Source organism: Allobosea sp. P2_B12 (genome assembly GCF_056404835.1).
The window spans coordinates 362,092-383,021 of sequence record NZ_JBFUDG010000004.1; the positions used below are offsets into that span (position 1 = coordinate 362,092).

At 68.2% G+C, this 20,930-nt stretch carries 21 protein-coding genes; 15 read left to right on the plus strand and 6 right to left on the minus strand.

Going from position 1 to position 20,930, the window contains the following annotated elements:
- Window positions 1-9 precede the first annotated feature (9 nt).
- Together AC1DYU_RS13480 and AC1DYU_RS13485 are read left to right on the plus strand one after the other, a co-directional pair.
- On the plus strand, window positions 10-1,071 hold the full coding sequence (locus tag AC1DYU_RS13480; RefSeq protein ID WP_476792056.1) for an N-acetylglucosamine-6-phosphate deacetylase: 1,062 nt from the start codon (window positions 10-12) through the stop codon (window positions 1,069-1,071).
- 56 nt (window positions 1,072-1,127) lie between these two features.
- Window positions 1,128-2,324, plus strand: coding sequence for an ABC transporter substrate-binding protein (locus AC1DYU_RS13485; RefSeq protein ID WP_476792057.1), 1,197 nt, complete (start codon window positions 1,128-1,130; stop codon window positions 2,322-2,324).
- Between the two features lie 115 nt (window positions 2,325-2,439).
- Here the strand turns inward: AC1DYU_RS13485 and AC1DYU_RS13490 are convergent, their stop codons facing one another.
- A complete protein-coding gene (locus tag AC1DYU_RS13490) occupies window positions 2,440-2,670 on the minus strand; it encodes a DUF1674 domain-containing protein (protein ID WP_476792058.1) in 231 nt (76 codons plus the stop codon).
- A gap of 142 nt (window positions 2,671-2,812) precedes the next feature.
- Between AC1DYU_RS13490 and htpX the strand changes: the two genes are divergently transcribed.
- From htpX to AC1DYU_RS13520, 6 genes are all read left to right on the plus strand, one after another.
- Window positions 2,813-3,742, plus strand: a complete 930-nt coding sequence (gene htpX, locus AC1DYU_RS13495) for a zinc metalloprotease HtpX (protein WP_476792059.1) — start codon at window positions 2,813-2,815, stop codon at window positions 3,740-3,742.
- Window positions 3,743-3,746: 4 nt separating this feature from the next.
- A complete protein-coding gene (locus tag AC1DYU_RS13500; RefSeq protein ID WP_476792060.1) occupies window positions 3,747-5,120 on the plus strand; it encodes an RsmB/NOP family class I SAM-dependent RNA methyltransferase in 1,374 nt (457 codons plus the stop codon).
- Window positions 5,121-5,183: 63 nt separating this feature from the next.
- On the plus strand, window positions 5,184-6,929 hold the full coding sequence (locus AC1DYU_RS13505; RefSeq protein ID WP_476792061.1) for a heparinase II/III family protein: 1,746 nt from the start codon (window positions 5,184-5,186) through the stop codon (window positions 6,927-6,929).
- A 103-nt stretch (window positions 6,930-7,032) separates the two neighbouring features.
- Window positions 7,033-8,625 (plus strand): bifunctional phosphoribosylaminoimidazolecarboxamide formyltransferase/IMP cyclohydrolase, encoded by a 1,593-nt coding sequence (gene purH / locus AC1DYU_RS13510; RefSeq protein WP_476792062.1) that lies wholly within the window; start codon window positions 7,033-7,035, stop codon window positions 8,623-8,625.
- A 23-nt stretch (window positions 8,626-8,648) separates the two neighbouring features.
- The gene (locus tag AC1DYU_RS13515) at window positions 8,649-8,915 is read left to right on the plus strand and encodes a hypothetical protein (RefSeq protein WP_158482537.1); all 267 of its coding nucleotides are present in this window, start codon (window positions 8,649-8,651) and stop codon (window positions 8,913-8,915) included.
- A 4-nt stretch (window positions 8,916-8,919) separates the two neighbouring features.
- Window positions 8,920-9,387 (plus strand): YbaK/EbsC family protein, encoded by a 468-nt coding sequence (locus AC1DYU_RS13520; RefSeq protein WP_158482536.1) that lies wholly within the window; start codon window positions 8,920-8,922, stop codon window positions 9,385-9,387.
- Window positions 9,388-9,408: 21 nt separating this feature from the next.
- Here AC1DYU_RS13520 and AC1DYU_RS13525 read toward each other — a convergent pair whose 3' ends face one another.
- Window positions 9,409-10,221: a DUF72 domain-containing protein gene (locus AC1DYU_RS13525; protein WP_476792063.1), complete on the minus strand. Its 813-nt coding sequence runs from the start codon at window positions 10,219-10,221 to the stop codon at window positions 9,409-9,411.
- An 87-nt stretch (window positions 10,222-10,308) separates the two neighbouring features.
- Window positions 10,309-10,944 carry a pyridoxamine 5'-phosphate oxidase family protein gene (locus AC1DYU_RS13530; RefSeq protein WP_476792064.1) on the minus strand — a complete coding sequence of 212 codons (636 nt, stop codon included), beginning with the start codon at window positions 10,942-10,944 and terminating at the stop codon, window positions 10,309-10,311.
- Window positions 10,945-11,063: 119 nt separating this feature from the next.
- On the opposite strand from AC1DYU_RS13530, the gene AC1DYU_RS13535 reads away from it, so the two are divergent.
- Window positions 11,064-11,966, plus strand: a complete 903-nt coding sequence (locus AC1DYU_RS13535; protein ID WP_476792065.1) for a LysR family transcriptional regulator — start codon at window positions 11,064-11,066, stop codon at window positions 11,964-11,966.
- Window positions 11,967-11,978: 12 nt separating this feature from the next.
- Here AC1DYU_RS13535 and AC1DYU_RS13540 read toward each other — a convergent pair whose 3' ends face one another.
- A complete protein-coding gene (locus AC1DYU_RS13540; protein ID WP_476792066.1) occupies window positions 11,979-12,620 on the minus strand; it encodes an NrsF family protein in 642 nt (213 codons plus the stop codon).
- 84 nt (window positions 12,621-12,704) lie between these two features.
- Window positions 12,705-13,277, minus strand: coding sequence for a sigma-70 family RNA polymerase sigma factor (locus AC1DYU_RS13545; RefSeq protein WP_476792067.1), 573 nt, complete (start codon window positions 13,275-13,277; stop codon window positions 12,705-12,707).
- 165 nt (window positions 13,278-13,442) lie between these two features.
- Between AC1DYU_RS13545 and AC1DYU_RS13550 the strand changes: the two genes are divergently transcribed.
- From AC1DYU_RS13550 to AC1DYU_RS13575, 6 genes are all read left to right on the plus strand, one after another.
- Window positions 13,443-14,363 (plus strand): CE1 family esterase, encoded by a 921-nt coding sequence (locus AC1DYU_RS13550; RefSeq protein WP_476792068.1) that lies wholly within the window; start codon window positions 13,443-13,445, stop codon window positions 14,361-14,363.
- A gap of 71 nt (window positions 14,364-14,434) precedes the next feature.
- Complete coding sequence (locus tag AC1DYU_RS13555) at window positions 14,435-16,081, plus strand: thiamine pyrophosphate-binding protein (RefSeq protein WP_476792069.1); 1,647 nt, start codon at window positions 14,435-14,437, stop codon at window positions 16,079-16,081.
- Window positions 16,081-17,280: an OpgC family protein gene (locus tag AC1DYU_RS13560; protein WP_476792070.1), complete on the plus strand. Its 1,200-nt coding sequence runs from the start codon at window positions 16,081-16,083 to the stop codon at window positions 17,278-17,280. The genes AC1DYU_RS13555 and AC1DYU_RS13560 overlap by 1 nt, the downstream gene beginning before the upstream one ends.
- A 70-nt stretch (window positions 17,281-17,350) precedes the next feature.
- Entirely contained in the window at window positions 17,351-18,751 is a 1,401-nt protein-coding gene (locus AC1DYU_RS13565; RefSeq protein WP_476792071.1) for a tetratricopeptide repeat protein, read from the plus strand.
- Between the two features lie 51 nt (window positions 18,752-18,802).
- Window positions 18,803-19,291, plus strand: coding sequence for a hypothetical protein (locus tag AC1DYU_RS13570; protein WP_476792072.1), 489 nt, complete (start codon window positions 18,803-18,805; stop codon window positions 19,289-19,291).
- Between the two features lie 26 nt (window positions 19,292-19,317).
- Window positions 19,318-19,785: a YHS domain-containing (seleno)protein gene (locus AC1DYU_RS13575; protein WP_476792073.1), complete on the plus strand. Its 468-nt coding sequence runs from the start codon at window positions 19,318-19,320 to the stop codon at window positions 19,783-19,785.
- 45 nt (window positions 19,786-19,830) lie between these two features.
- On the opposite strand, the gene AC1DYU_RS13580 is transcribed toward AC1DYU_RS13575, so the two are convergent.
- Window positions 19,831-20,796 (minus strand): Bug family tripartite tricarboxylate transporter substrate binding protein, encoded by a 966-nt coding sequence (locus AC1DYU_RS13580; protein ID WP_476792074.1) that lies wholly within the window; start codon window positions 20,794-20,796, stop codon window positions 19,831-19,833.
- Between the last annotated feature and the right edge of the window lie 134 nt (window positions 20,797-20,930).

Genomic DNA, 20,930 nt, shown 5'->3' on the forward strand with positions numbered 1-20,930 from the left:
AAGCAGGCGATGATGCGCACGGCTGGCCTCGTCGATCTTCAGGTCAACGGCTTTGCCGGCATCGATTTCAATTCCGGCACGGTGACGCCAGCCGAAATCGACCACGCCTTGGAGGCGATGCTGGCGACCGGCGTCGCCATCTGCCTGCCGACGATCATCACTGCCCAGCCCGACGAGCTCGACCAACGCTTCCAGGCGCTCGACGCGGCGATCGCGGCGAGCCGGCTCGGCCCGCTGATGTGCCCGGGCTACCATCTCGAAGGCCCCTTCCTGAACCCGGCCAACGGCTATGCCGGCTGCCATCCGCCCCAGGCGATGACGGCCGCCGATCCGGGCCTCGTCGAGCGGCTGGAAAGCCGGCTGACCCGGCCGATCTTGATGGTGACGCTGGCGCCGGAGATCGACGGCGCGGCCGCCTTGATAGCCGCGTTGGCAAAGGCTGGCCGCATCGTTGCGCTCGGCCATACCGCAGCGGATTTTGACCAGGTCGCGAGCGCGGCGGCAGCCGGCGCAACCCTCTCGACCCATCTCGGCAACGGCATGCCGCAGCAGCTGCACAAGCTGGTGAACCCGATCTTCGCCCAGCTCGCCGAGGACCGGCTGTGGGCGAGCTTCATCGCCGACGGCATCCATCTTCATCCCAAGGCACTGCGCTCGCTGCTGCGGGCCAAGGGCTTCGGGCGCACCATCCTCGTCACCGACGCGGTTTCGGCGGCAGCCTCGAAGCCGGGCCATTATCCCTTCGCCCGCATGACGGTGGAGCTGCGTCCCGACGGCTCGGTGCGTCAGCCGGGCGCCTTGTCGCTCGCGGGCTCGGCGCTCTGTCTCGATCAGGCCATGCGCAATCTCGTCGCCTGGGGGTTCGCGACGCCGGGCGAGGCGATCGCGATGGCCTCCGACCACCCGCTCGCGGTGCTTGAGCCCGCGCTGAAGGCGCACGGCGTGACGCTCGATCGCGGCAAGGTCGAATGGTCTCGCGACCTGACTGTGACCCGCATCCGCCTCGGTGAGATCGAGCGTCGCTTCGGCCATGATTTAAATCTGGATACGCACGCAACGACTGACGCCTGAACCATAAAAAGGGGAGATACCAGATGAGCCGGAAACCGACAGGCCAAGATGGCATCATGAAACAAGACCGCCGCACCGTCCTGGATCGCCGCACAGTCCTGGGCGGCCTCACCGCCATGGCGACAGGCGCGGGCGGCGCGGGCGCCGCCTCGCCGCCCCTGCCCTCCGCGCCGGTGACGATCAGCGTCATCGATGTTGGCGGCGCGCTCGCCCTGATGCAGAAGGCTTTTGAAGACTATCGCGCCGCCAATCCCAAGCTGGTCTCGCGCATCGCCTTCGTGAAGGCGCCGGCGCCCGAACTCGCCAGCAAGATCAAGGCGCAGCAGGAGGCCGGCCGCGCCGATCTCGATCTCGTCCTGACCGGCAGCGACGGCCTTGCGGCCGGCCTCGACCAGAAGCTCTGGCTCAAGGTCCTGCCCGATTTCAACGACAAGTTCCCGAATATCGAGGCGAATTACGAGCCGGCCGCGCTCAACCTGCACAAGGTCCAGGGCGACGGCTTCGGCGTCGTGGTGAACTACTACCCGTCCGGCCCGCTGCTCGAATACATGCCCACCCGCGTCAAGCAGGTCCCGACCACGGCCGAGGAGCTGCTCGCCTGGGCCAAGGCCAACCCCAACAGGTTCATGTATGCCCGCCCGACCAATTCCGGCCCGGGCCGGACCTTCATGATGGGCCTGCCCTATATCCTCGGCGACAAGGACCCGCAGGACCCCGTTGGCGGCTGGGATAAGACCTGGGCCTATCTCCAGGAACTCGGCCAGTACATCGAATACTATCCCGCCGGCACCGGCGCGACGATGAAGGAGTTCGGCGACGGCTCGCGCGACATCATCATCTCGACCACCGGCTGGGACATCAATCCGCGCGCGCTCGGCATCGTGCCGAAGGAGGCGAAGATCCAGACGCTGAAGGGCTTCCACTGGGTCTCGGACGCCTTCTTCATGTGCGTGCCCAAGGGCATCCCCAACGACCGGCTCGCCGTCGTGCTCGACATGATGGCCTATGTGCTCACCCCCAAGGCACAGGCCTATGCCTATGACGAGGGCTATCTCTACCCGGGTCCGGCGGTGAAGAACGTGCCGCTCTCGCTCGCGCCCAAGGCGAGCCAGGACGTCATCGCCGAGTTCGGCCGCCCCGAATATGCCGACCTGATCGCCAACAACCCAATCGAGCTGCCGCTGAAGCCCGAGAAAATGGTCGTCGCCTTCCGCAAATGGGACGAACTGGTCGGCTCGAAGCGGGCGAAATAAACGGAAACAGCCCCGAGCGTTTCAACGCGCCGTCATTCCGGACAAGCCGCGAAGCGGCGCCGATCCGGAATGACGGAGAGGAATTGATTGCCGACGGAGTCATCGACATCACGCTTTAGAAGTCGCTGGCGATCCCCTTGACCTCCCAGTCGTCGTAGCGGACCGGCTCCAGCCCGCCGCGACCATTGATCTCGCGTGCCCCCGTCACCCCGGCGGCCTTCGCGTCGATCGCCGCGCGCCTTGCCTCGGCTTCCGCCAGGGCGCGCCGGGCTGCGGGCGACAGCGTCCGGGCAGGCGCCTCGTCGGGCGCTTCGGGAGCCTTCGTCTCGTCGGGCGGCTGGCTCATCGGATCGCTCTCTTCTCACCACTCTCTTGCGGGATCGGCACCGCCTTCACCACATAAGGCGCAAATCCGCATCCGGGGAGGGGCATGTCGCCGCGACCCGCGCATGCGAGGCAAATCTGGCCTGCGAACAACGGGAACGACGATGAACTATATCCGCACCGGCATGCTGATGGCCGGCCTCACCGCGCTGTTCGGCGCGGTCGGTTACCTGCTCGGCGGCAGCGGCGGCATGCTGATGGCGCTCGGCTTCGCCGCCGTCACCAATCTCTTCAGCTACTGGAACTCCGACCGGCTGGCCCTGGCCGCCCACAACGCCCATGAGGTCGATGCGCAGACAGCGCCCGAGCTCTACGGCATGGTGCGTGACCTCGCCGCCCGCGCGAACATGCCGATGCCGCGCGTCTATCTGATCGACGAGGACCAGCCCAACGCCTTCGCCACCGGCCGCAATCCGCAGAACGCCGCCGTCGCGGCGACGACAGGGATCATGCGCACGCTGAGCTATGAGGAGCTGGCCGGCGTGATGGCGCATGAACTTGCCCATATCAAGAACCATGACACGCTGACGATGACGATCACCGCCACCATGGCCGGCGCTATCTCGTCGCTCGTGACCTTCGGCATGATGTTCGGCTCACGCGAGAACCGGCCGAATTTCGTCGCTCAGATCCTGCTGTCGATCCTGGCACCGCTCGCCGCCATGGTGATCCAGATGGCGATTTCGCGCTCGCGCGAATACGAGGCCGACAGGCTCGGCGGCGAAATCGCCGGCAATCCGGTCTGGCTGGCCGATGCGCTGGCCAAGATCGCCGGCGGCGTCGCGCATATTCCAAACGAGACGGCGGAGGCGAAGCCTGCTACGGCGCACATGTTCATCATCAATCCCCTGACTGGCGGCGGCATGGATTCCCTGTTCTCGACACATCCCGACACCGGAAACCGCATCGCCGCGCTGATGGAGCAGGCTCGTGCCATGGGTATCGGCAGCAATGCCGGCGGCTTCATGAATCAGGCTTCCCAGACTCCCTGGGGCGGCACGGGCTCGGGCCATCAGCCCGGCCCCTGGGGCTGAACCGGTGGCTAAGGCGATCAAGGACGACGACCGCAAACCCGCGCAGCCGGATGAGAGCAGCGACGCCGAGGGCGCAACCGCTCCGGGCCTTCCCGCACGCAAGCTCGCAGCCGCCGTCATCGACGAGGTGCTGCGCGCGGGGCTCGCGCTCGACGACACGCATGAGCGGCTGGCGCCGTCCTTCGGACTCGACGCCGCCGATGCCGCGCTCGCGCGGGCCATAACCATCACGGCGTTCCGGCGTCTCGGCACGATCCAGGAGGCGATCAACGCCCGGCTCGAGCGCGGCAGCCCCCGCAATTCCGGCCCCTTCGAGCCGATCATGGTCGCAGCCGCCGCCCAGATCCTCTTTCTCGATGTTCCCGATCACGCCGCCGTCGACCTCGCCATCCGCCATCTCCACGAGGATGCCCGCTCCTCGCGCTATGTGTCGCTCGGCAACGCGCTGCTGAGGCGGCTCGCCCGCGAGCGCGAGGCGATCTTGGCGGAGGCCATCGATCCCTTCCTCGACACGCCCGAATGGCTGACCGAGAGCTGGATGGAGAGCTATGGCGAGGACACGGCCGCCGCCATCGCACGAAGCCATCGCGACGAACCGCCGCTCGACATCTCGGTGAAGGACGATGCCGAGGGCTGGGCCGCGAAGCTGGATGGCCTGCTCCTGCCGACGGGCTCGATCAGGCTGCGCGAACGCCAGGGCATCAGTAGCCTGCCCGGTTTCGACGAAGGCGCCTGGTGGGTGCAGGATGCAGCCGCCGCGCTGCCCGTGCGCCTGCTCGCACCGAAAGCCGGCGAGCGCATCGCCGATCTCTGCGCCGCGCCCGGTGGCAAGACGGCACAGCTCGCAGCGCTCGGCGCGCAGGTGACGGCGGTCGACCGTTCGGGCCCGCGCCTGCGCCGGCTCAGGGCCAATCTGGAGCGGCTCGGCCTCACCGCCGAGATCGTCACGAAGGACGCCACCCTGTGGGAGACGGAGCCTTTCGACGCCGTGCTGCTCGATGCGCCTTGCAGTGCGACCGGGACGATCCGGCGCCACCCCGACGTCGCCTGGACCAAATCGCCTGAGGATCGCGACAAGCTCGTCGCCCTGCAGGCGCGACTGCTTGAAGCTGCGGCACGCCTGACGCGGCCGGGCGGCCGGCTTGTCTACTGCACCTGTTCGCTCGAGCCGCAGGAGGGCGAAGCGCAGATCGAGGCCTTTCTGGCAGGCCATCCCGACTTCGCCCGCAAGCCGATCGAAGCCGCCGAGATCGGCGGGCTCAGTGAGGCGATCGACCGCAACGGCGACCTGCGCACCCTGCCCCACCAGCTCCGCAACGAAACGCCGCGCCTTTCTGGATGGAGCGGATTTTACGCAAGCCGCCTGATCAGGCTATGACGATGCGGGGATTCGCGTTGGCAGACGGCACCAGGCGTAATGGGTACGGGGCGTATCGGGGCATTGAACGGCTGGTCTGAGCGCAAGGGACTGGCCCGGGCCGCCATCGGCCGAGCGGCGCGGCGCACCCGTGGCCAGTTCGTCGGCTTCGCGCGCAAGCTCTGGCCCTTCGGCCGTGCCACGGCGACCCGCCTGCTCTTCGCGCCGCATGACCTGCGGACTTCGGACCCGACGACGGCCAGCGATATCTATGCCGGCTACTATGCCTTCGCCGGCCGCACCCTGCGCACCCATGGCGAATCGCCCTTCGACAGCGAGCCGCCGAGCGAGGCCTGGGCCGAGGCGCTTCACGGCTTCGGCTGGCTGCGCCATATGCATGCCGCCGACACCGCCATCGCCCGCGCCAATGCCCGCGCGCTGGTCGACGACTTCATCTCGAAGAAGCGCGACCGCAACGAGATCGCGCGCCGCCCGGCGGTCGCGGCACGGCGGCTGATCTCCTTCCTGTCGCATTCGCCGCTGTTGCTGGAAGGCGCCGACCACGTCTTTTACGAGCGCTTCGTGCGCCATGTCTCGCGGCTGGCCGACCGGCTGAACCTCGCGCTCGCCGGCGCGGTCGAGGGTGCCGCGCGCTTGAACTGCCTGATCGCGGTGGCCTTCGCCGCGGTCTGCCTCGATGGTCAGGACGCGCGGCGGCGGCGGCTGGAGTTCCTGCTCTCCGACGAACTCGACCACCAGATCCTGCCCGATGGCGGCCATCTCAGCCGCAATCCGCGCTTGCTGATCGAATTGCTGCTCGACCTCCTGCCGCTGCGCGAGACCTTCATGGCGCGCGGCATCGAGCCACCACGCGGCGTGCTAATGGGAATCGAGCGGATGATGCCGCATTTGCGGCTGTTCCGGCATGGCGACGGCGCGCTCGCCTTGTTCAACGGCATGGGCACGACGCCACCCGATCTCATGGCGACGCTTGCGGCCTATGACGATGCCCGCGCGCGGCCGAACGAGCAGGCCGCCTATTCCGGCTACAGCCGGCTTTCCGGCGAGCGCAGCATCGCCGTGATCGATGCGGGCGCACCGCCGCGCGGTGCCCATTCGATCGAGGCGCATGCCGGCTGCCTTGCGTTCGAATTCTCCAGCGGCGCCCAGCGCCTCGTCGTCAATTGCGGCACCAGCCGCTACGGCTCGGACGAACTCCGCCTCGCGGCGCGCAGCACGGCGGCGCATTCCACTGTCACGCTGAATGACCGCTCCAGCGCCGCTTTCGGCCTCGTCCTGGGCGAGATGCGGGTCATCTCCGGTCCGTCCGATGTGCGCGTCGCCCGGCAGGATGCGGAAGAGGGCCAGGAATGGGTCGGCAGCCATGACGGCTATCGCCGCGGCCTGGGAGCCGTGCATACGCGCCGCCTGCTGCTCTCGCGCGATGGTGCGTCGCTGTCGGGCGAGGACGAGATCACGCTCACCGGTACGCCCGCCGGCTTACCGGCGATTGCCCGCTTCCATCTGCACCCATCCGTCAGGCCGAGCCTGATCCGCGAGGGCGAGGGCGCCATGCTGGCGCTGCCCAATGGCGAGGTCTGGGCCTTCGAGGCCTCGGGCCTGACGGTCTCGATCGAGGAGAGCATCTTCCTCGCCGCGACAGATGGACGGCGGCGCACGGAACAGCTCAGCCTCGCCTTCGACGCGGTCGCGACGCCCCGGATCGTCTGGCGCTTCAGCCGCGTCGGCGCGGCCGCGCCGACAACCGCGCGGTTCAGGCCCGCGCCTCCAGAGGCCGGAACGCCGCCCGAACCGGCACCGGACGCATAATCAATCTGCCTGGCGCAACTTTGCTTTGCGCGCCGCAGCATGATAGCTCGCGCCCGACACCTGCCTTGCAGTTCCCCTGTAGACCAGCCCCGGACATGCCCCGATGCCGACAGAGCTTCGCCGCGTCGAACGCGCGCTCCTTTCCGTCTCCGACAAGACCGGGCTGATCGATTTCGCGCGCGCGCTGAACCGGCTCGGCATCGCGCTGGTCTCGACCGGCGGCACCGCCAAGGCGATCGCCGAGGCCGGACTGCCGGTGACCGACGTCACCGATCTCACTGGCTTCCCGGAGATGATGGACGGGCGCGTCAAGACGCTGCACCCCAAGGTCCATGGCGGATTGCTGGCGATCCGCTCCCACCCCGAGCATCAGGCCTCGATGCTCGGCCACGGCATCGCGCCGATCGACCTGCTCGTCGTCAATCTCTACCCCTTCGAGGCGACCGTCGCGGCGGGCAAGCCCTATGACGACTGCATCGAGAACATCGATATCGGCGGTCCCGCGATGATCCGCGCCGCCGCCAAGAACCACAACGACGTCGCCGTGGTCGTCGATGCCGCCGACTACGCCGCCGTGCTCGGCGATCTCCAGTCCCACAAGGGCGCGACCACGCTGACGCTGCGCCGCAAGCTCGCCCAGAAGGCCTATGCCCGCACCGCGGCGTATGATTCCGCGATCTCGAACTGGTTCGCCAACGAACTCGGCGACACCGCGCCGGCCTATCGCGCGCTTGGCGGCACCCTCGTTCAGAGCATGCGCTACGGCGAGAACCCCCATCAATGGGCCGCGTTCTACAGCACGCCCGGGCACCGGCCGGGCGTCTCGACCGCGCGCCAGCTCCAGGGCAAGCAGCTCTCCTACAACAACATCAACGACACCGACGCCGCCTTCGAATGCGTCGCCGAATTCGATCCCGCCGTCTCGGCCGCCTGCGCAATCATCAAGCACGCCAATCCTTGCGGCGTCGCCACCGGCTCTGATCTCGGCGAGGCCTATGCGCGTGCGCTCGCCTGCGACCCCGTCTCAGCCTTTGGCGGCATCATCGCCTTCAACCGCACGCTGGACGGGGCTACAGCCCGCGAGATCGTAAAAATCCTGACCGAGGTGATCATCGCGCCCGACGCCGATGAGGAGGCGATCGCGGTAATCGCGGGCAAGAAGAATCTGCGCCTGCTCCTGACCGGCGGCCTGCCCGACGTCCGCGCACCCGGCCTCTCGCTGCGCACCGTCTCGGGCGGCTTCCTGGCGCAGGCGCGCGACAACGCCGTCGTCGACGACATGGAGCTCAAGGTCGTGACCAAGCGCCAGCCGAGCGAGGCGGAACTTGCCGATCTGCGCTTCGCCTTCCGCGTCGCCAAGCACGTCAAGTCGAACGCCATCGTCTATGTGAAGGCCGGCGCCACCGTCGGCATCGGCGCCGGCCAGATGAGCCGGGTCGATTCCTCGCGCATCGCCGCCTGGAAGGCGAGCGAGGCGGCCAAGGCCGCCGGACTCGGCGAAACGCTGGCCAAGGGTTCGGTCGTGGCATCGGATGCCTTCTTCCCCTTCGCCGACGGCCTGCTGGCCGCTGCCGAGGCCGGCGCCACCGCCGTGATCCAGCCCGGCGGCTCGATGCGCGACGACGAGGTCATCAAGGCAGCCGATGAGGCCGGCCTCGCCATGGTCTTCACTGGGCATCGCCATTTCCGGCATTGAAGCACTCAAAATCGGGGGTCGGTATGCACACGCTGAAGCTCATCGCCGCCGGCTTCGCTCTGCTTGGAGCCCTGCATTTCCTGGCGCGCCGGCTCAAGCTCGGCGGCGGCGATCCGACCGGATTGGCCGTGAAGCTCTTCCTGCCGCTCTGGCTGGTAGCGTCGCTGGTCAATCTCTGGGTCGGGGTCAATCGCACCGGCTATACGCTTCTGCAGGAGATGCCGTTCTTCTCGCTCGTCTTCGGCCTGCCGGCGGCCTTCGCGATCCTGCTCTTCCTCAGGTTCAGGTAGCGCGATGAGCCTCGATTCCGTCCGCGCCTTCTTCGCACAGCACGCCCCCGACATCGCCATCATCGAGACGCCCGAGAGCAGCGCGACGGTGGCGCTGGCCGCCGCTGCGCATGGCGTCGAGCCGGCGCGGATCGCCAAGACGCTCTCGCTGCGCATCGGGGACCGCGTCGTGCTCGTGGTCGCGCGCGGCGATGCCAGGCTCGACAACCGCAAGGTCAAGGCCGCGCTTGGGGCCAAGCCGCGCATGCTGGATGCCGACGAGGTCGTGGCGCTGACCGGCCATCCCGTCGGCGGCGTCTGCCCCTTCGGCCTCTCCACGCCGCTACAGGTTTATTGCGACATCTCGCTCAAGGCCTTCGACGAGGTCGTGCCGGCGGCCGGTTCGACGCAGAGCGCAGTCCGCATTTCGCCGGAGCGCATGGCCGCGCTCACCGGCGCGGAATGGGTCGATGTCTGCCAGGACATCGTCTGACGAGACCAGCTGCGATCGCCGTCAGCCCTTGGCCGCTAGCCGCTGCGTCAGCGCCATCGCGGCGGCCGGATTACGCACCTTGTCGCCGCTGATCACATAAAGGAAGACGTCGCGCGGGCCGGCCTTCGCCGGGGCTGCGCCGAATGTCTCCAGCCCGTCGGGCACCTTGCCGGCAGCCCAGATGCGGGCGCGCTGAACCCAGCCATCGAGATCGGCATCGGAATAACCGTTGGGCTGCGCCTCCTTCGTGCCCATGATGCGGGCATAGACGAAGGGCGCCGTGATATCGGCGATCTGGGTGTAGTCGGAATCGGCCGAGGTAATCGCCGCGACGCCGTAGTCGCGCAGCAGCGCGACGAAATCGGGCGAGCGGAAGCTGTCATGGCGCGCCTCGACGGCGTGGCGCAGCGTGATGCCGTCATGCGATTTCGGTAGCAGCTTCAGGAAGGCCTCGAAATCGGCGGGGTCGAACGCTTTCGTCGGCATGAACTGCCAGTTGATCGGACCGAGCTTCTCCTTCAGCTCGGTCAGCCCGCTGGTGATGAACTTCTCGACCGAGGGGCCGGCCTCCGCCAGCACGCGCCGGTTCGTGCAATAGCGCGAGCCCTTGAGCGCGAAGACGAAGCCGTCCGGCGTCTCGGCGCGCCATTTGGCGAAGCTCTCGGGCTTCTGCGAACCGTAATAGGTGCCGTTGACCTCGATCGAGCCGAGTTTGCCGCTGGCATATTCCAGCTCGCGCTTCTGCGGCAGGCCATCGGGATAGAACACCCCGCGCCAGGGCTCGAAGACCCAGCCACCGATGCCGACCCGGATCGTCCCTTGTGACGCCGCCATGTCTTGAGCCTCCTGCGTTGGAGCTCAGCCTAGCATCGCCCGCTGCCCTCCAGCCACCGCGCTGGAAGCCCATCGCGACAGATCGCGTCAGGAGTTCTGCATTGCCTGCAGGCTCCCGGCTCTGAGTCGCGCGATCTCGACCTCCAGGGCCTCGATGCGCTGGTCGCGCTCGTCCAGCACGGCGGCCACCTTCTCGGCTGGCAGAAGCTGCGGAATATGCTGGGGGCAATTGGCGTCCCAGGCGGCGATATCGAACAGGATCGCCTGCTCGGGTACGCCGCTATAGCCGGGGACGCGCAGCTTCTCGATCAGCTCCGGATCGTCCTCGACCACCCGCGCCGTGCCCCAGATCTTGATGCGCTGCCGGCGCGCATGGTCGATCAGGAAAAGATAGGCCTTCGGGTTCTCCGACAGGTTGCCGAGCGTCACATATTGCCGGTTGCCGCGAAAATCGGCGAAGCCCAGCGTGTGCTCGTCGAGCACGCGCAGGAAGCCGGGCGGCCCGCCGCGATGCTGGATATAGGGCTGGCCGTCGGCGCTCGCCGTGGCCATGAACACGCTGTCGCGCGCCGCGATGAAGGCGGCGAGATCGGGCGTGACGGTCGTCTGCCAACCGCCGCGCTCCTCCATCTTGTGGTAGCCGCCGCGCGAGCCCTTGCGGCTCTGTATCGTCTTCACCGCGGGGGTGAAGGCGATGTCGCTTGAAAATGCCGTCTCGGACATCTGGAAAACTCCCGGTCTCGCGCCTTCGGCGCAGCCTGACCGGAGAGATGACACTCGCACCTCGAAATGATAATCGCTCGCTTTATCATCTCACTGTTGCGCACAGCGGAGTAATCGCCATGGATCGGTTCGCGATGCTCTCCGCCTTCGTCAAGGTCGCGGAGTTGCGCGGCTTCGCGCCGGCGGCACGCAAGCTCGGTCTGTCGCCATCGGCCGTGACGCGCTTCGTCGCGGGGCTCGAAGAGCATCTCGGCGTCCGCCTGCTCCAGCGCACGACGCGGCTGGTGACGCCGACCGACGAAGGCGAGCGCTATCTCCTGCTGGCCCGCCGGATCCTCGGTGAACTCGAGGAGGCCGACGCCTCGCTGCAGGCGACGCAGGCCGAGCCCTCAGGGCGTCTTGCCGTCTCCGCCCCGCTGGCCTTCGGCCGCCTGCATGTCGGCCCGCTGTTCTCGACCTATCTGTCGCGCTTCCCCGCTGTTCACGGCGAACTCACCCTCTCCGACCGGATGATCAACCTCGTCGATGACGGCATCGATGCCGCGGTCCGGATCGGCCATCTCGCCGATTCCAGCCTGAAGGCGCGTCGCATCGGCGAGACGCGTCGCGTCGTCGTCGCCGCGCCGGACTATCTCGGGGAGATGGGCGTGCCCGGCAACCCCGCCGAGATCGCCCGGCACCGCTGCATCCATTTTTCGGGGTTTCGCGCCAGGGGCGACTGGGAGTTCGAGCGATCCGGAAGCAGGACCCATGTCGCGATCAGCCCACCATTCGTCACCAACAGCGCCGACACCGCCATCCAGCATGCGATCCGTGGCGGCGGATTGACGATGGTGCTGGCCTATCAGGCGGCGGAGGCCATCCGCACGGGCGCATTGCGGATCGTGCTGGCGGAGCATGAATTGCCGCCGCTTCCGATCCAGATCGTCTATCCGACGCAGCGTCTGCTCTCGGCCAAGGTCCGGGCCTTCATCGACATGATCGTGACCGAAGCGGACTGGTCTTTCACCGATCTGGGCTGATGGACGAGCCCCTCACCAGCGGATCAGGCGCGGGAAGGCGAGCGCGCCCAGCCCCGTCACGATCATGATCGCCAGTGTGTACCAGGTCGCCAGGAACGGCACCGTGTCGTCGGGGCAATGCACGCTATACGCCACCGCGGCGAGACCGGCCGAGGCAAGGCCGGCGCAGGCGCCTGTGAGGCGCCCGTTCATGGGCGCACCGGAGCGTGCCACGATCAGCAGAACGACAAGCGGGCACAGCGCATAGAGCGGCACGGCGATGAGGCAGGCGCGCCAGTAGCGACCGAAGACCAGCGCGCTCCACTGCTCGGCCGGCACTTGGGCCAGGGTCAGCACGGCGCCCGCCGCCACCAGCAGCACGGGAATCGCGACCAGCGGCAGGAGACGTGCCGGTTTCAGCCCGGGACGCAGGCTCCTTTGAAACAGCACCAGCGCGATGGTCGCGACGCTGGCGCCCAGCAGCGCCTTGGCGACGACCGGAAGCGTCATCCAAGCGCTGCCGAGATCAGGCCGCTGGCCGAGCGTCAGGAGAACGAGCGCAACCGTGGCGGCAAGCGTCGCCAGCGCCGCGATCCAGGTGGCGCGCTTCAGCCAGCCGGTATCCACCGGCCGGTGGCTTGCGGTCATCAGGGAGATCAGGTCGTCGGTTTGCATGTCCGGTCTTGAAAATGAGTTCGGTTCGAAAGGGAATTCGCCGCAAGCCGGCGAAAGGTTACAGGGCCTTGGCGTCGCATCGCTTCATGTCGGCCGCGTCCCGCGCTTTGTCAGGAACCGGGCCATGGCTTTCAGGCCGCGATGGATCGCGACCTTGGCCGCCGTCTCGGTCATGCCCTCGGCGTTTGCCGCTTCTGCGATACTCGCGCCCTGGATCTTGACCCTGTCGATCAGCACGCGCGTGCGCTCGGGCAGGGCCTGCATGGCACTCTCAAGATCGAGCCTGGCATCGGGCGCCGCGCCGTCGGGAGCAGCGAGCTGATAAACCTCGTCGTCGAGCGGGAGGTTCGCGGCGTGACGCCCGCTGCGGCGCAGATGGTCCACCAGCTTGTAGCGCGCGATGGCATGCGCCCAAGCCGTCACCGGGCTCGCCGGATCATAGGTGTGGCGGGAGATGTGAAGCGCCAGCAGCGTCTCCTGCAGCACATCCTCGGCTTCACTCGCCTCGCTGCGACCGACACGCAGCAGCATCTGCCTGAGATAGCCGCGCAGCCGGGCGCTGATCGTGTCGAGGAAGAGCCGGTATGCCGCAGCATCGCCCGCCAATGCGGCGAGGAAGACCGGTCGCAACTGCGTTTCGAGTTCGGCGAGCGACAAGGCCAGGCGCTTTTCCCGGAAGGTATGGCGGAATCCGGCCTATTCCGTCGCATGCCGACACGGGGCTCACAAGCCCGTGACCCGCAGATGAACCGCGCCGGCAGCCCCGCTACGCTCGAGCCCGCGAGAGCGCCCCGCGGGCGCGCTCGCCAGGGAGCTTCGGCGATGGCAGCGGCATGGCATTCGACACGTTGGCTGCTGGCGCTCGCCACCGCCTGCGCCCTGACGGGTCCGGTTCGGGCTCAGACGGCGGCCGATCTGAAGCCCGTCGATTCCTGCCCCGCTGAGGGCGGCTGCCAGGTCGATGGTGGCTCTTACCGCATCGTCCTGCCGCAGCAGACGCAAGGCTCGCAGCCGGTCGGCGCGATCATGTATTTCCACGGCTATCAGGGCTCGGCCGAGGAGATCGTCGCCGATCGGGGGCTGGTCGCGGTGGCGCAGCGCCTCGGCGTCGCGCTGATCGCCATGGATGGCATGGGTCGGAGCTGGTCCTTTCCCGGCTCGCCATCGCAAAATCGCGACGAGTTCTCCTATGTCGGCCAGGTGCTCGACGATGTCGCCCGGCGCTTTCCCGTCGATCCGGGCCGCATCCTGGCATCGGGCTTTTCGCAGGGCGGCTCGATGGTCTGGTATCTCGCCTGCCGGATGCCGGCGCGTTTCGCCGCCTTCGCGCCGATCGCCGGCGCCTTCTGGGAGCCGGTGCCGGAGAGCTGCGCCGGCCCCCGCCCGAACCTGATCCATGTCCACGGCACCACCGACACCACGGTGCCGATGGCCGGGCGAACCCTGCGCCAGGGCTCCCGGCAGGGCGACGTCTTCAGAAGCCTCGCCATCCTCGCGCCCGGCGGCTGCACCGTGCCATTGGCCGCCGTCTTGAAGGCCGCGCCAGCCGCCACCCTGACCTGCAGCGTCGCGGAGAATTGCGGCGGCCCGGAGCGGCTCGAACTCTGCCTGCATGCCGGCGGCCACATGGCCGATCCGGCCTGGGTCGAGCGCGCCTGGCGGCTCGCCATGCCGGCACAGGCCTCGCCCGCAACGGCAAACACCCCGTCCGCGATGGCGGGTGCCAAGCTCACATCTCCGTGAAGATGTAACCAAACGCCCTCGCCGCGCGATCTTCCCGGCGCGCCGCCGGTGCGGCCAGCCGGGACGACAGCATGCGCCACGAAACCATCGCAACAGCCCACCCCAGCACGGTCCGGGACGAGACCGTCACCGGCGCCGACCTTGTCGCCGGCCGGCTAGCGGCGGCCGGCGCGACCCATGCCTTCGGCATTCCCGGCGGCGAGGTGCTGGCGCTGGTCGATGCGCTGGAGCGCGCCGGCATCCGCTTCCTGCTCGCCCGGCACGAAAACGCTGCAGGCTTCATGGCCGAGGGGCTCTGGCACACGACCGGCGCCCTGCCCGTTCTGGTCGCGACGCTCGGACCCGGCGTCGCCAACGCGATCAATGTCGTCGCCAATGCCCAGCAGGATCGCGTCCCGCTGATCTTCATCACGGGCTGCGTCGACCACGCTCTGGCCGAGAGCTACACGCATCAGGTCTTCGACCATCAGGCGGTGCTGCGCCCGCTGGTCAAGGCGACGTTCCGCGCCGCGCCGTGCACCGAGGACCTCGTCGTCGAGAAGGCGATCGCCGCAGCCCTGCGCGGCCGGCCCGGCCCGGTCCATATCGACCTGCCGATTTCCGTCGCCGAGGCGCGCAGCCCGCGGCGCAGTTCGCTCGCGATGCCGCTGGCGCAGCCCTCCCTGCCGGCCGACCTCACTCTTGCCCGCGAATTGGTCGCGAGCGCGAAGACCCCGCTCGTCATCGCCGGGCTCGACCTCGTCAACCAGGGCGGCGCGGCGGCGCTCGACCGCTTCCTGACGCAGACGGGCGCGCCGCTGCTCACCACCTACAAGGCCAAGGGGCTCGTGCCCGAGGGCGACCCGCGTGTGATCGGCGGCATCGGCCTGTCGCCGAAGGCCGACGCGATCGTGCATCCGCTGGTCGAGGCCGCCGATTTGATCGTGCTGGCGGGTTACGACCCGATCGAGATGCGGCAGGGCTGGCGCCATCCCTGGCCGGCCGGCAAGCGCGTCATCGACATCGTCGCCGAGCCGCTCCAGCACGGCATGCATGCATCGACCGTGCTGCTCGAGGGCGATGTCGGCGCGATCCTGACCCGGCTCTCCGAAGGGCTGCCGCCGAAGCCGACATGGCCCGGGCGCGAGCCGGCCGCGATCCGGAACAGCTTCCACAGGGCCTTCGCCGCGCCTAGGGCCTGGGGGCCGCATGCGGTGTTCGAGACCCTGCGCGAGGCCGCCCCGGCCGGCACGGTCGCGACCGCCGATTCCGGCGCGCACCGCATCCTGCTCAGCCAGATCTGGGCCTGCGACCGGCCGCGCGGCCTGCTGCAATCGACCGGGCTCTGCACCATGGGCTGCGCGCTGCCGCTCGCCACGGGAGCGGCGCTGGGCTCGAACCGGCACACGCTCTGCTTCGTCGGCGATGCCGGTCTCGACATGGTGCTCGGCGAACTCGCAACCCTGCGCGACCTCGAACTCCCCGTCATCATCGTCGCGCTCGTCGACCAGAGCCTCGGCCTGATCGCGCTGAAGCAGCGCCAGCTTGGGCTGAAACGGGCCGGCGTCGATTTCGGCACGACCGATTTCGCCGCGGTGGCGCAGGCGATGGGCGGCCATGGCGTGACCCTGTCCGACCGCGACAGCCTGCGGCGCGAGGCCGATGCCGCGTTCAGGCGCGGCGGCTTCACCGTGCTGGCCTGCCGGATCGACGCCGACAGCTATGAGGGAGCCTTCTGATGCAACAGCAGGCTCCGCAGACAACGAAGCGGCCGCGCGACGAGCGGCTCGATTTCTTCCGCGGCCTGACGATGCTGATCATCTTCGTCGCGCATGTGCCGGATAATAGCTGGAACGCCTTCATCCCGGCGCGCTTCGGCTTCTCCTCGGGAGCCGAACTGTTCGTCTTCTGCTCGGGCATCGCCAGCGCGCTCGCTTTCGGCAGCGTCTTCGTCCGGCGCGGGCTCGCGCTCGGCACGGCGCGCATCGCCTACCGGATCTGGCAGGTCTACTGGGCCCAGCTCGGCGTTGTGCTGGCGCTGATCGCGCTCGCCGCGCTGCTCGATCGCAGCTTCGGCCTCGCCGAGGTCGCCAAGCAATTCGCGCCGCTGCTGAGCGATGCGGAGACCGCCCTGCTCGGCTTGGCCACCCTGACCTGGCAGCCCGACTATCTCGACATCCTGCCGATGTATCTCGTCATCCTGGCGCTGGTGCCGGTGATGATGGCGCTCAGGCGCGTCCATGCCGCCTTGCCGTTCCTGCTGGCCGGACTGCTCTATGCGCTGGTCTGGAGCGAGGGTCTCAACCTGCCCGGCAATCCCTGGAACGGCGCGGGCTGGTTCCTCAATCCCTTCGCCTGGCAACTGATCTTCTTCATCGGCTTCTTCATCGCGATGAAGTGGCTGCCGGTGCCCGAGCTCGGCGACCGGCGCCTGATGACCGGCGCTGCGATCTTCATCGCGCTCTCGGTCCCGCTCTCCTTCTGGGGCATCCTCGAGCATTGGCCGGCAGCGCAGGCCCTGCGCGCGCTGATCCTACCCGATGCCGAGAAGAGCAACCTGCACATCCTGCGCGTGCTGCACTTTTTGGCGCTGGCCTATCTCGTGCTGAGCCTGATCGAGCCCTGGCGCCGGCAGCTCGATCGGGGAGTGGGGCATCTGCTCATCCTGATCGGCCGGCAATCGCTCGCGGCTTTCCTCGCCAGCGTCGTGCTGTCTCGCCTGCTGGGCACCGCCGCCGACATGGCCGGGCGCGGCGAGCTCGTCGTGGCCCTGCTCAATCTCACCGGCTTTGCGCTGATCCTTGGCGTCGCGGTCGTGGTCGGCTGGTTCAAGGGCGCGCCCTGGGCCAAGCCGGCGCCTGAATCCGAAGCCCGGCCGCGGGCCAATCCGGAGTCCGCCGCCATCGCCCTGCCGACACGCGTCCGTGAAGTGAGTTGAACGCCGTTTGATCGGTTCGCTGCGAACTCCCTGATGAGTGCTCGCGACGAGCGCCGCAATGGAGCAGCCCATGGTTTCCGACCACTCCAATCACGACCTCTCCGGCGACTGCATCAGCACCGCGAATGATGGCGCCCGACTCGCCTGGAACGACACGCTCGAAGCCCTGCTCGCCCATGCCGCCGCGACGCCCGAGCATCTCGCGCGCACGCTGGAGGCCGACCCTCACTTCGCGCTGGCCCATGCCGCCAAAGGCATGATGCTGCTCTCGCTGGCGCGCCCCGAATTGCTCGGCCCGGCACGCGACTGCATGGTCAAGGCACGCGCTTCCGCGGCGCTGCGGCCGATCACGCGGCGCGAGACCATGGTGGTCGAGGCGCTGGCGCTTTGGCTCGACGACGCACCGCGGCAGGCAGCCCAGCGCCTGGAAGCGATCCTGCTCGCCCACCCCTTCGACGTGCTGGCGCTGAAGCTCGCGCATGGCCTGCGCTTCCTGCTTGGCGACCAGGCCGAGATGCTGGCGAGTCTGCGCCGCGTGGTGCCCCGTTTCCCCGCGACCCATCCGCTCGCTGGCTACGTCAATGGCTGCTACGCTTTCGCGCTGGAGGAGCGCGGCTTTTATGCCGAGGCCGAGCGTGTCGGCCGCCGCGCCGTCGAGCTCAGCCCGCGCGACGCCTGGGGCCGCCACGCCGTCGCCCATGTCCTGGAGATGACCGGCCGGGCCGATGAAGGCGTGGTCTGGCTGGGCGACGGCCGCAACGTCGCCCATGCCAACAATCTGCGCTTCCACATCGCCTGGCACCTCGCTCTGTTCCGGCTGGAGCGCGGCGAGACCGCCGAGGTGCTGCGCCTTTACGACGAGGAGCTTCGCGCCGAGCCGACCGACGACTATCGCGATATCGCCAATGGCGCCTCGCTGCTGGCGCGGCTGGATTATGCCGGCGTCGATGTCGGCAATCGCTGGGAAGAGCTCGCCGCGAAGGCCGAGACGCGGGTTCATGACGGCCGCCTCGTCTTCGCCGACCTGCATTACGCCCTCTCCTTGCTCGGGGCCGGCCATCATGACGGGGCCGAGGCCATCGCGCGCAGCCTGGCGCAGGACGCGCATGCCCATCCCAGCGGCGAGCGCCGCGAGGCCGCCCACAGCGGCGCGTTATCAGCCTTCGGGCTGATCGCCTTCAGCGAGGGCGATTATACGGAAGCCGCCCGCCTGCTCGGTGCCGCCCGCAACGGCCTCGTCGCGATCGGCGGCAGCCATGCCCAGCGCGACCTGTTCGAGCAGGCCTATGCCGAGAGCCTGATCCGCGCCGGACAGCATGACCGCGCCGCCCATGTGCTGGGCGAGCGTCTCGCCCGACGCGGCGGCACGAACCTCTTCGCCGCCCGGCGCCTGGCGCAACTGCGCAGCCGCCCCGCGGGCCGCCTCGCGGCGCTGGCCGTCGCATCGACCCCGCTCGCGATCGCCCACTGACATCCAGCGCTCACCGCGCCCGCGCCAACACCCGACACGGAGAACCAGATCATGACCACCGCCACCATCGCCGGCCGCAGCCTTGCGCTGCCCTCCGGCCGGACCATCATCAACCTCGCCCTCGGCGGCTTCGCCGGGCTCGGCTTCTGGGAGCTGTTCTCGGCCGTGCCAACGGCCTGGTTCGCCGAATATCCGCTGGAGCCGCCGGAGCTGGTGAAATCGCTGTTTGCCCATCAGTTCGGCCTGACGCTGTCGCCGCCGGTGGCCAAGCTGCTGCATTTCCTGACCGGTTTCCTGTTCTACCCGCTCGGGTATTGGCTCCTGACCCGCTGGGTGAAGAGCTTCGGCATGCCGGCCGATGGCTGGATCTGGGGCGTGATCACCTACTTCATCGCTTTGGGCTTCTTCGCACCGCTCGCCGGTCAGCATTTCCTGCTCAATGACGTGCCCCGCCTCTCGGTGATGAGCCTTGTCGGGCACGCGATCTATGGCTGGCTCGCCGCCTATATCTTCGAAGCGCTGGAAGCGCGCACCTCCTGAACACCCGCATCGAGGGAGACACTGCCATGCTCAACAGGCGAAGCTTCATACTGCTGACCGGCGCGGTGCTGGCCGCGCCCGGCGTCCGGGCCGATACGCCCCGCCCGGTCAACACCCTGAACTCTCCGGACGGGCTTGCGATCCGCGGCTACGACCCTGTCGCCTATTTCCGCGATGGCGGTCCGCGTCCCGGCAAGCCGGAATTCTCCGTGAACCATGGCGGCGCGACCTGGCGTTTCGCCAGCGCCGAGCACAAGGCGCTGTTCGAGGCCGATCCGCAGCGCTACCTGCCGGCCTATGGCGGCTTTTGCGCCTACGGCACCTCGCGCGGCTATCTCGTCAAGATCGAGCCCGAAGCCTGGTCGATCGTGAACGGGAGGCTCTATCTCAACTACGACCTGGCCGTACGGAAGACCTGGCTGGCGAAAACCCAGACCTATATCGCCCGGGCCGACACCAACTGGCCGAACCTGCTTCCGCAAACCACGCACTGAAGCGACGCCGCGGCCGGAATGCCCGCATCCCGGCCGCGGAACGTCTCAGTTCTTCGCCAGACCGAGATCGCGGAGGATGCCGTTGCCGCGCTCGGTGAAGGTGGAGACATAAGCCGCGAACTCGTCGGGCTTATCCCAGACCGGCGTGATGCCGCGATCGGCCATGGCCTTGCGAACCTCGGGGCGCTGCATCGTTCGCGCGGCCGCCTCGAACAGGATCTTGCGGCGGTCAGCGGGAATGCCCTTGGGACCGGCCAGCGCGAACCAGTTCTGATAGGTCCAGTCCAGGCCGGCTTCCTTCGCGCTCGGGACGTCGGGAAAGTTCGGATGGCGCTCGGCGGTCATCAGCAGGAGAGTGCGCACGCGCCCGGCCTCGAGCATGGCCTTGGCCTCGATCGGCGAGCCGGTGAAGACGCTGAGGCCGCCGGCGACGAGATCGTTGAGCGCCGGGGCGCCGCCATTGCTCGGAACCCATTTCACCGCGTCCGGAGCCATGCCCGCCGCCTTGAGCAGGCCGCCCGACGCGATGTGCCAGGAGCCGCCGACACCTGTTCCCGACGCCATCAGCGTGCCCTTGGGATTGTCCTTCACCGCCTTCAGATAGTCCGCGATGGTCTTGTAGGGGCTGTCGGCCTTGACCGTGACGCCGGCAGGAATGACCGAAACGCGTGAAAAGGCGTCGACGCTGTCGATCGTCAGTTCGTCCATGCCCAGCGTCTTGAAGAAGGAGATTTCGGGGCTGATGCCGCCGACGACATAGCCGTCGGGGGCGGCAAGCGCGATCGCGGTGTGACCGGTGATGCCGCCGCCACCGGTGCGATTGACGATGTTGACGGGCTGCTTCAGCTCCGCCTCGAAGCCGGCCCCGAAGATGCGCATCACGGAATCCATGCCGCCGCCCGCTGCCCAGGGCACGATCAACTGGATCGGACGATCAGGGAAGGCCCAGGACGGGCCGACGACAACCAGCATTGCCGCCATGCCGATGGCAGCTTTTGCGACGAGCTTCATGCGTCCCTCCCCAGGGATCGGCCGCCCCGTTTACCGGCGGTCCGCCCGACGAGATTAGCAGCTTCTCCCGCCTGTTCAAGATATACTGCATACAGCATTCCGACATTGGCGTTGCCTAAGATGGAGAGGAGACA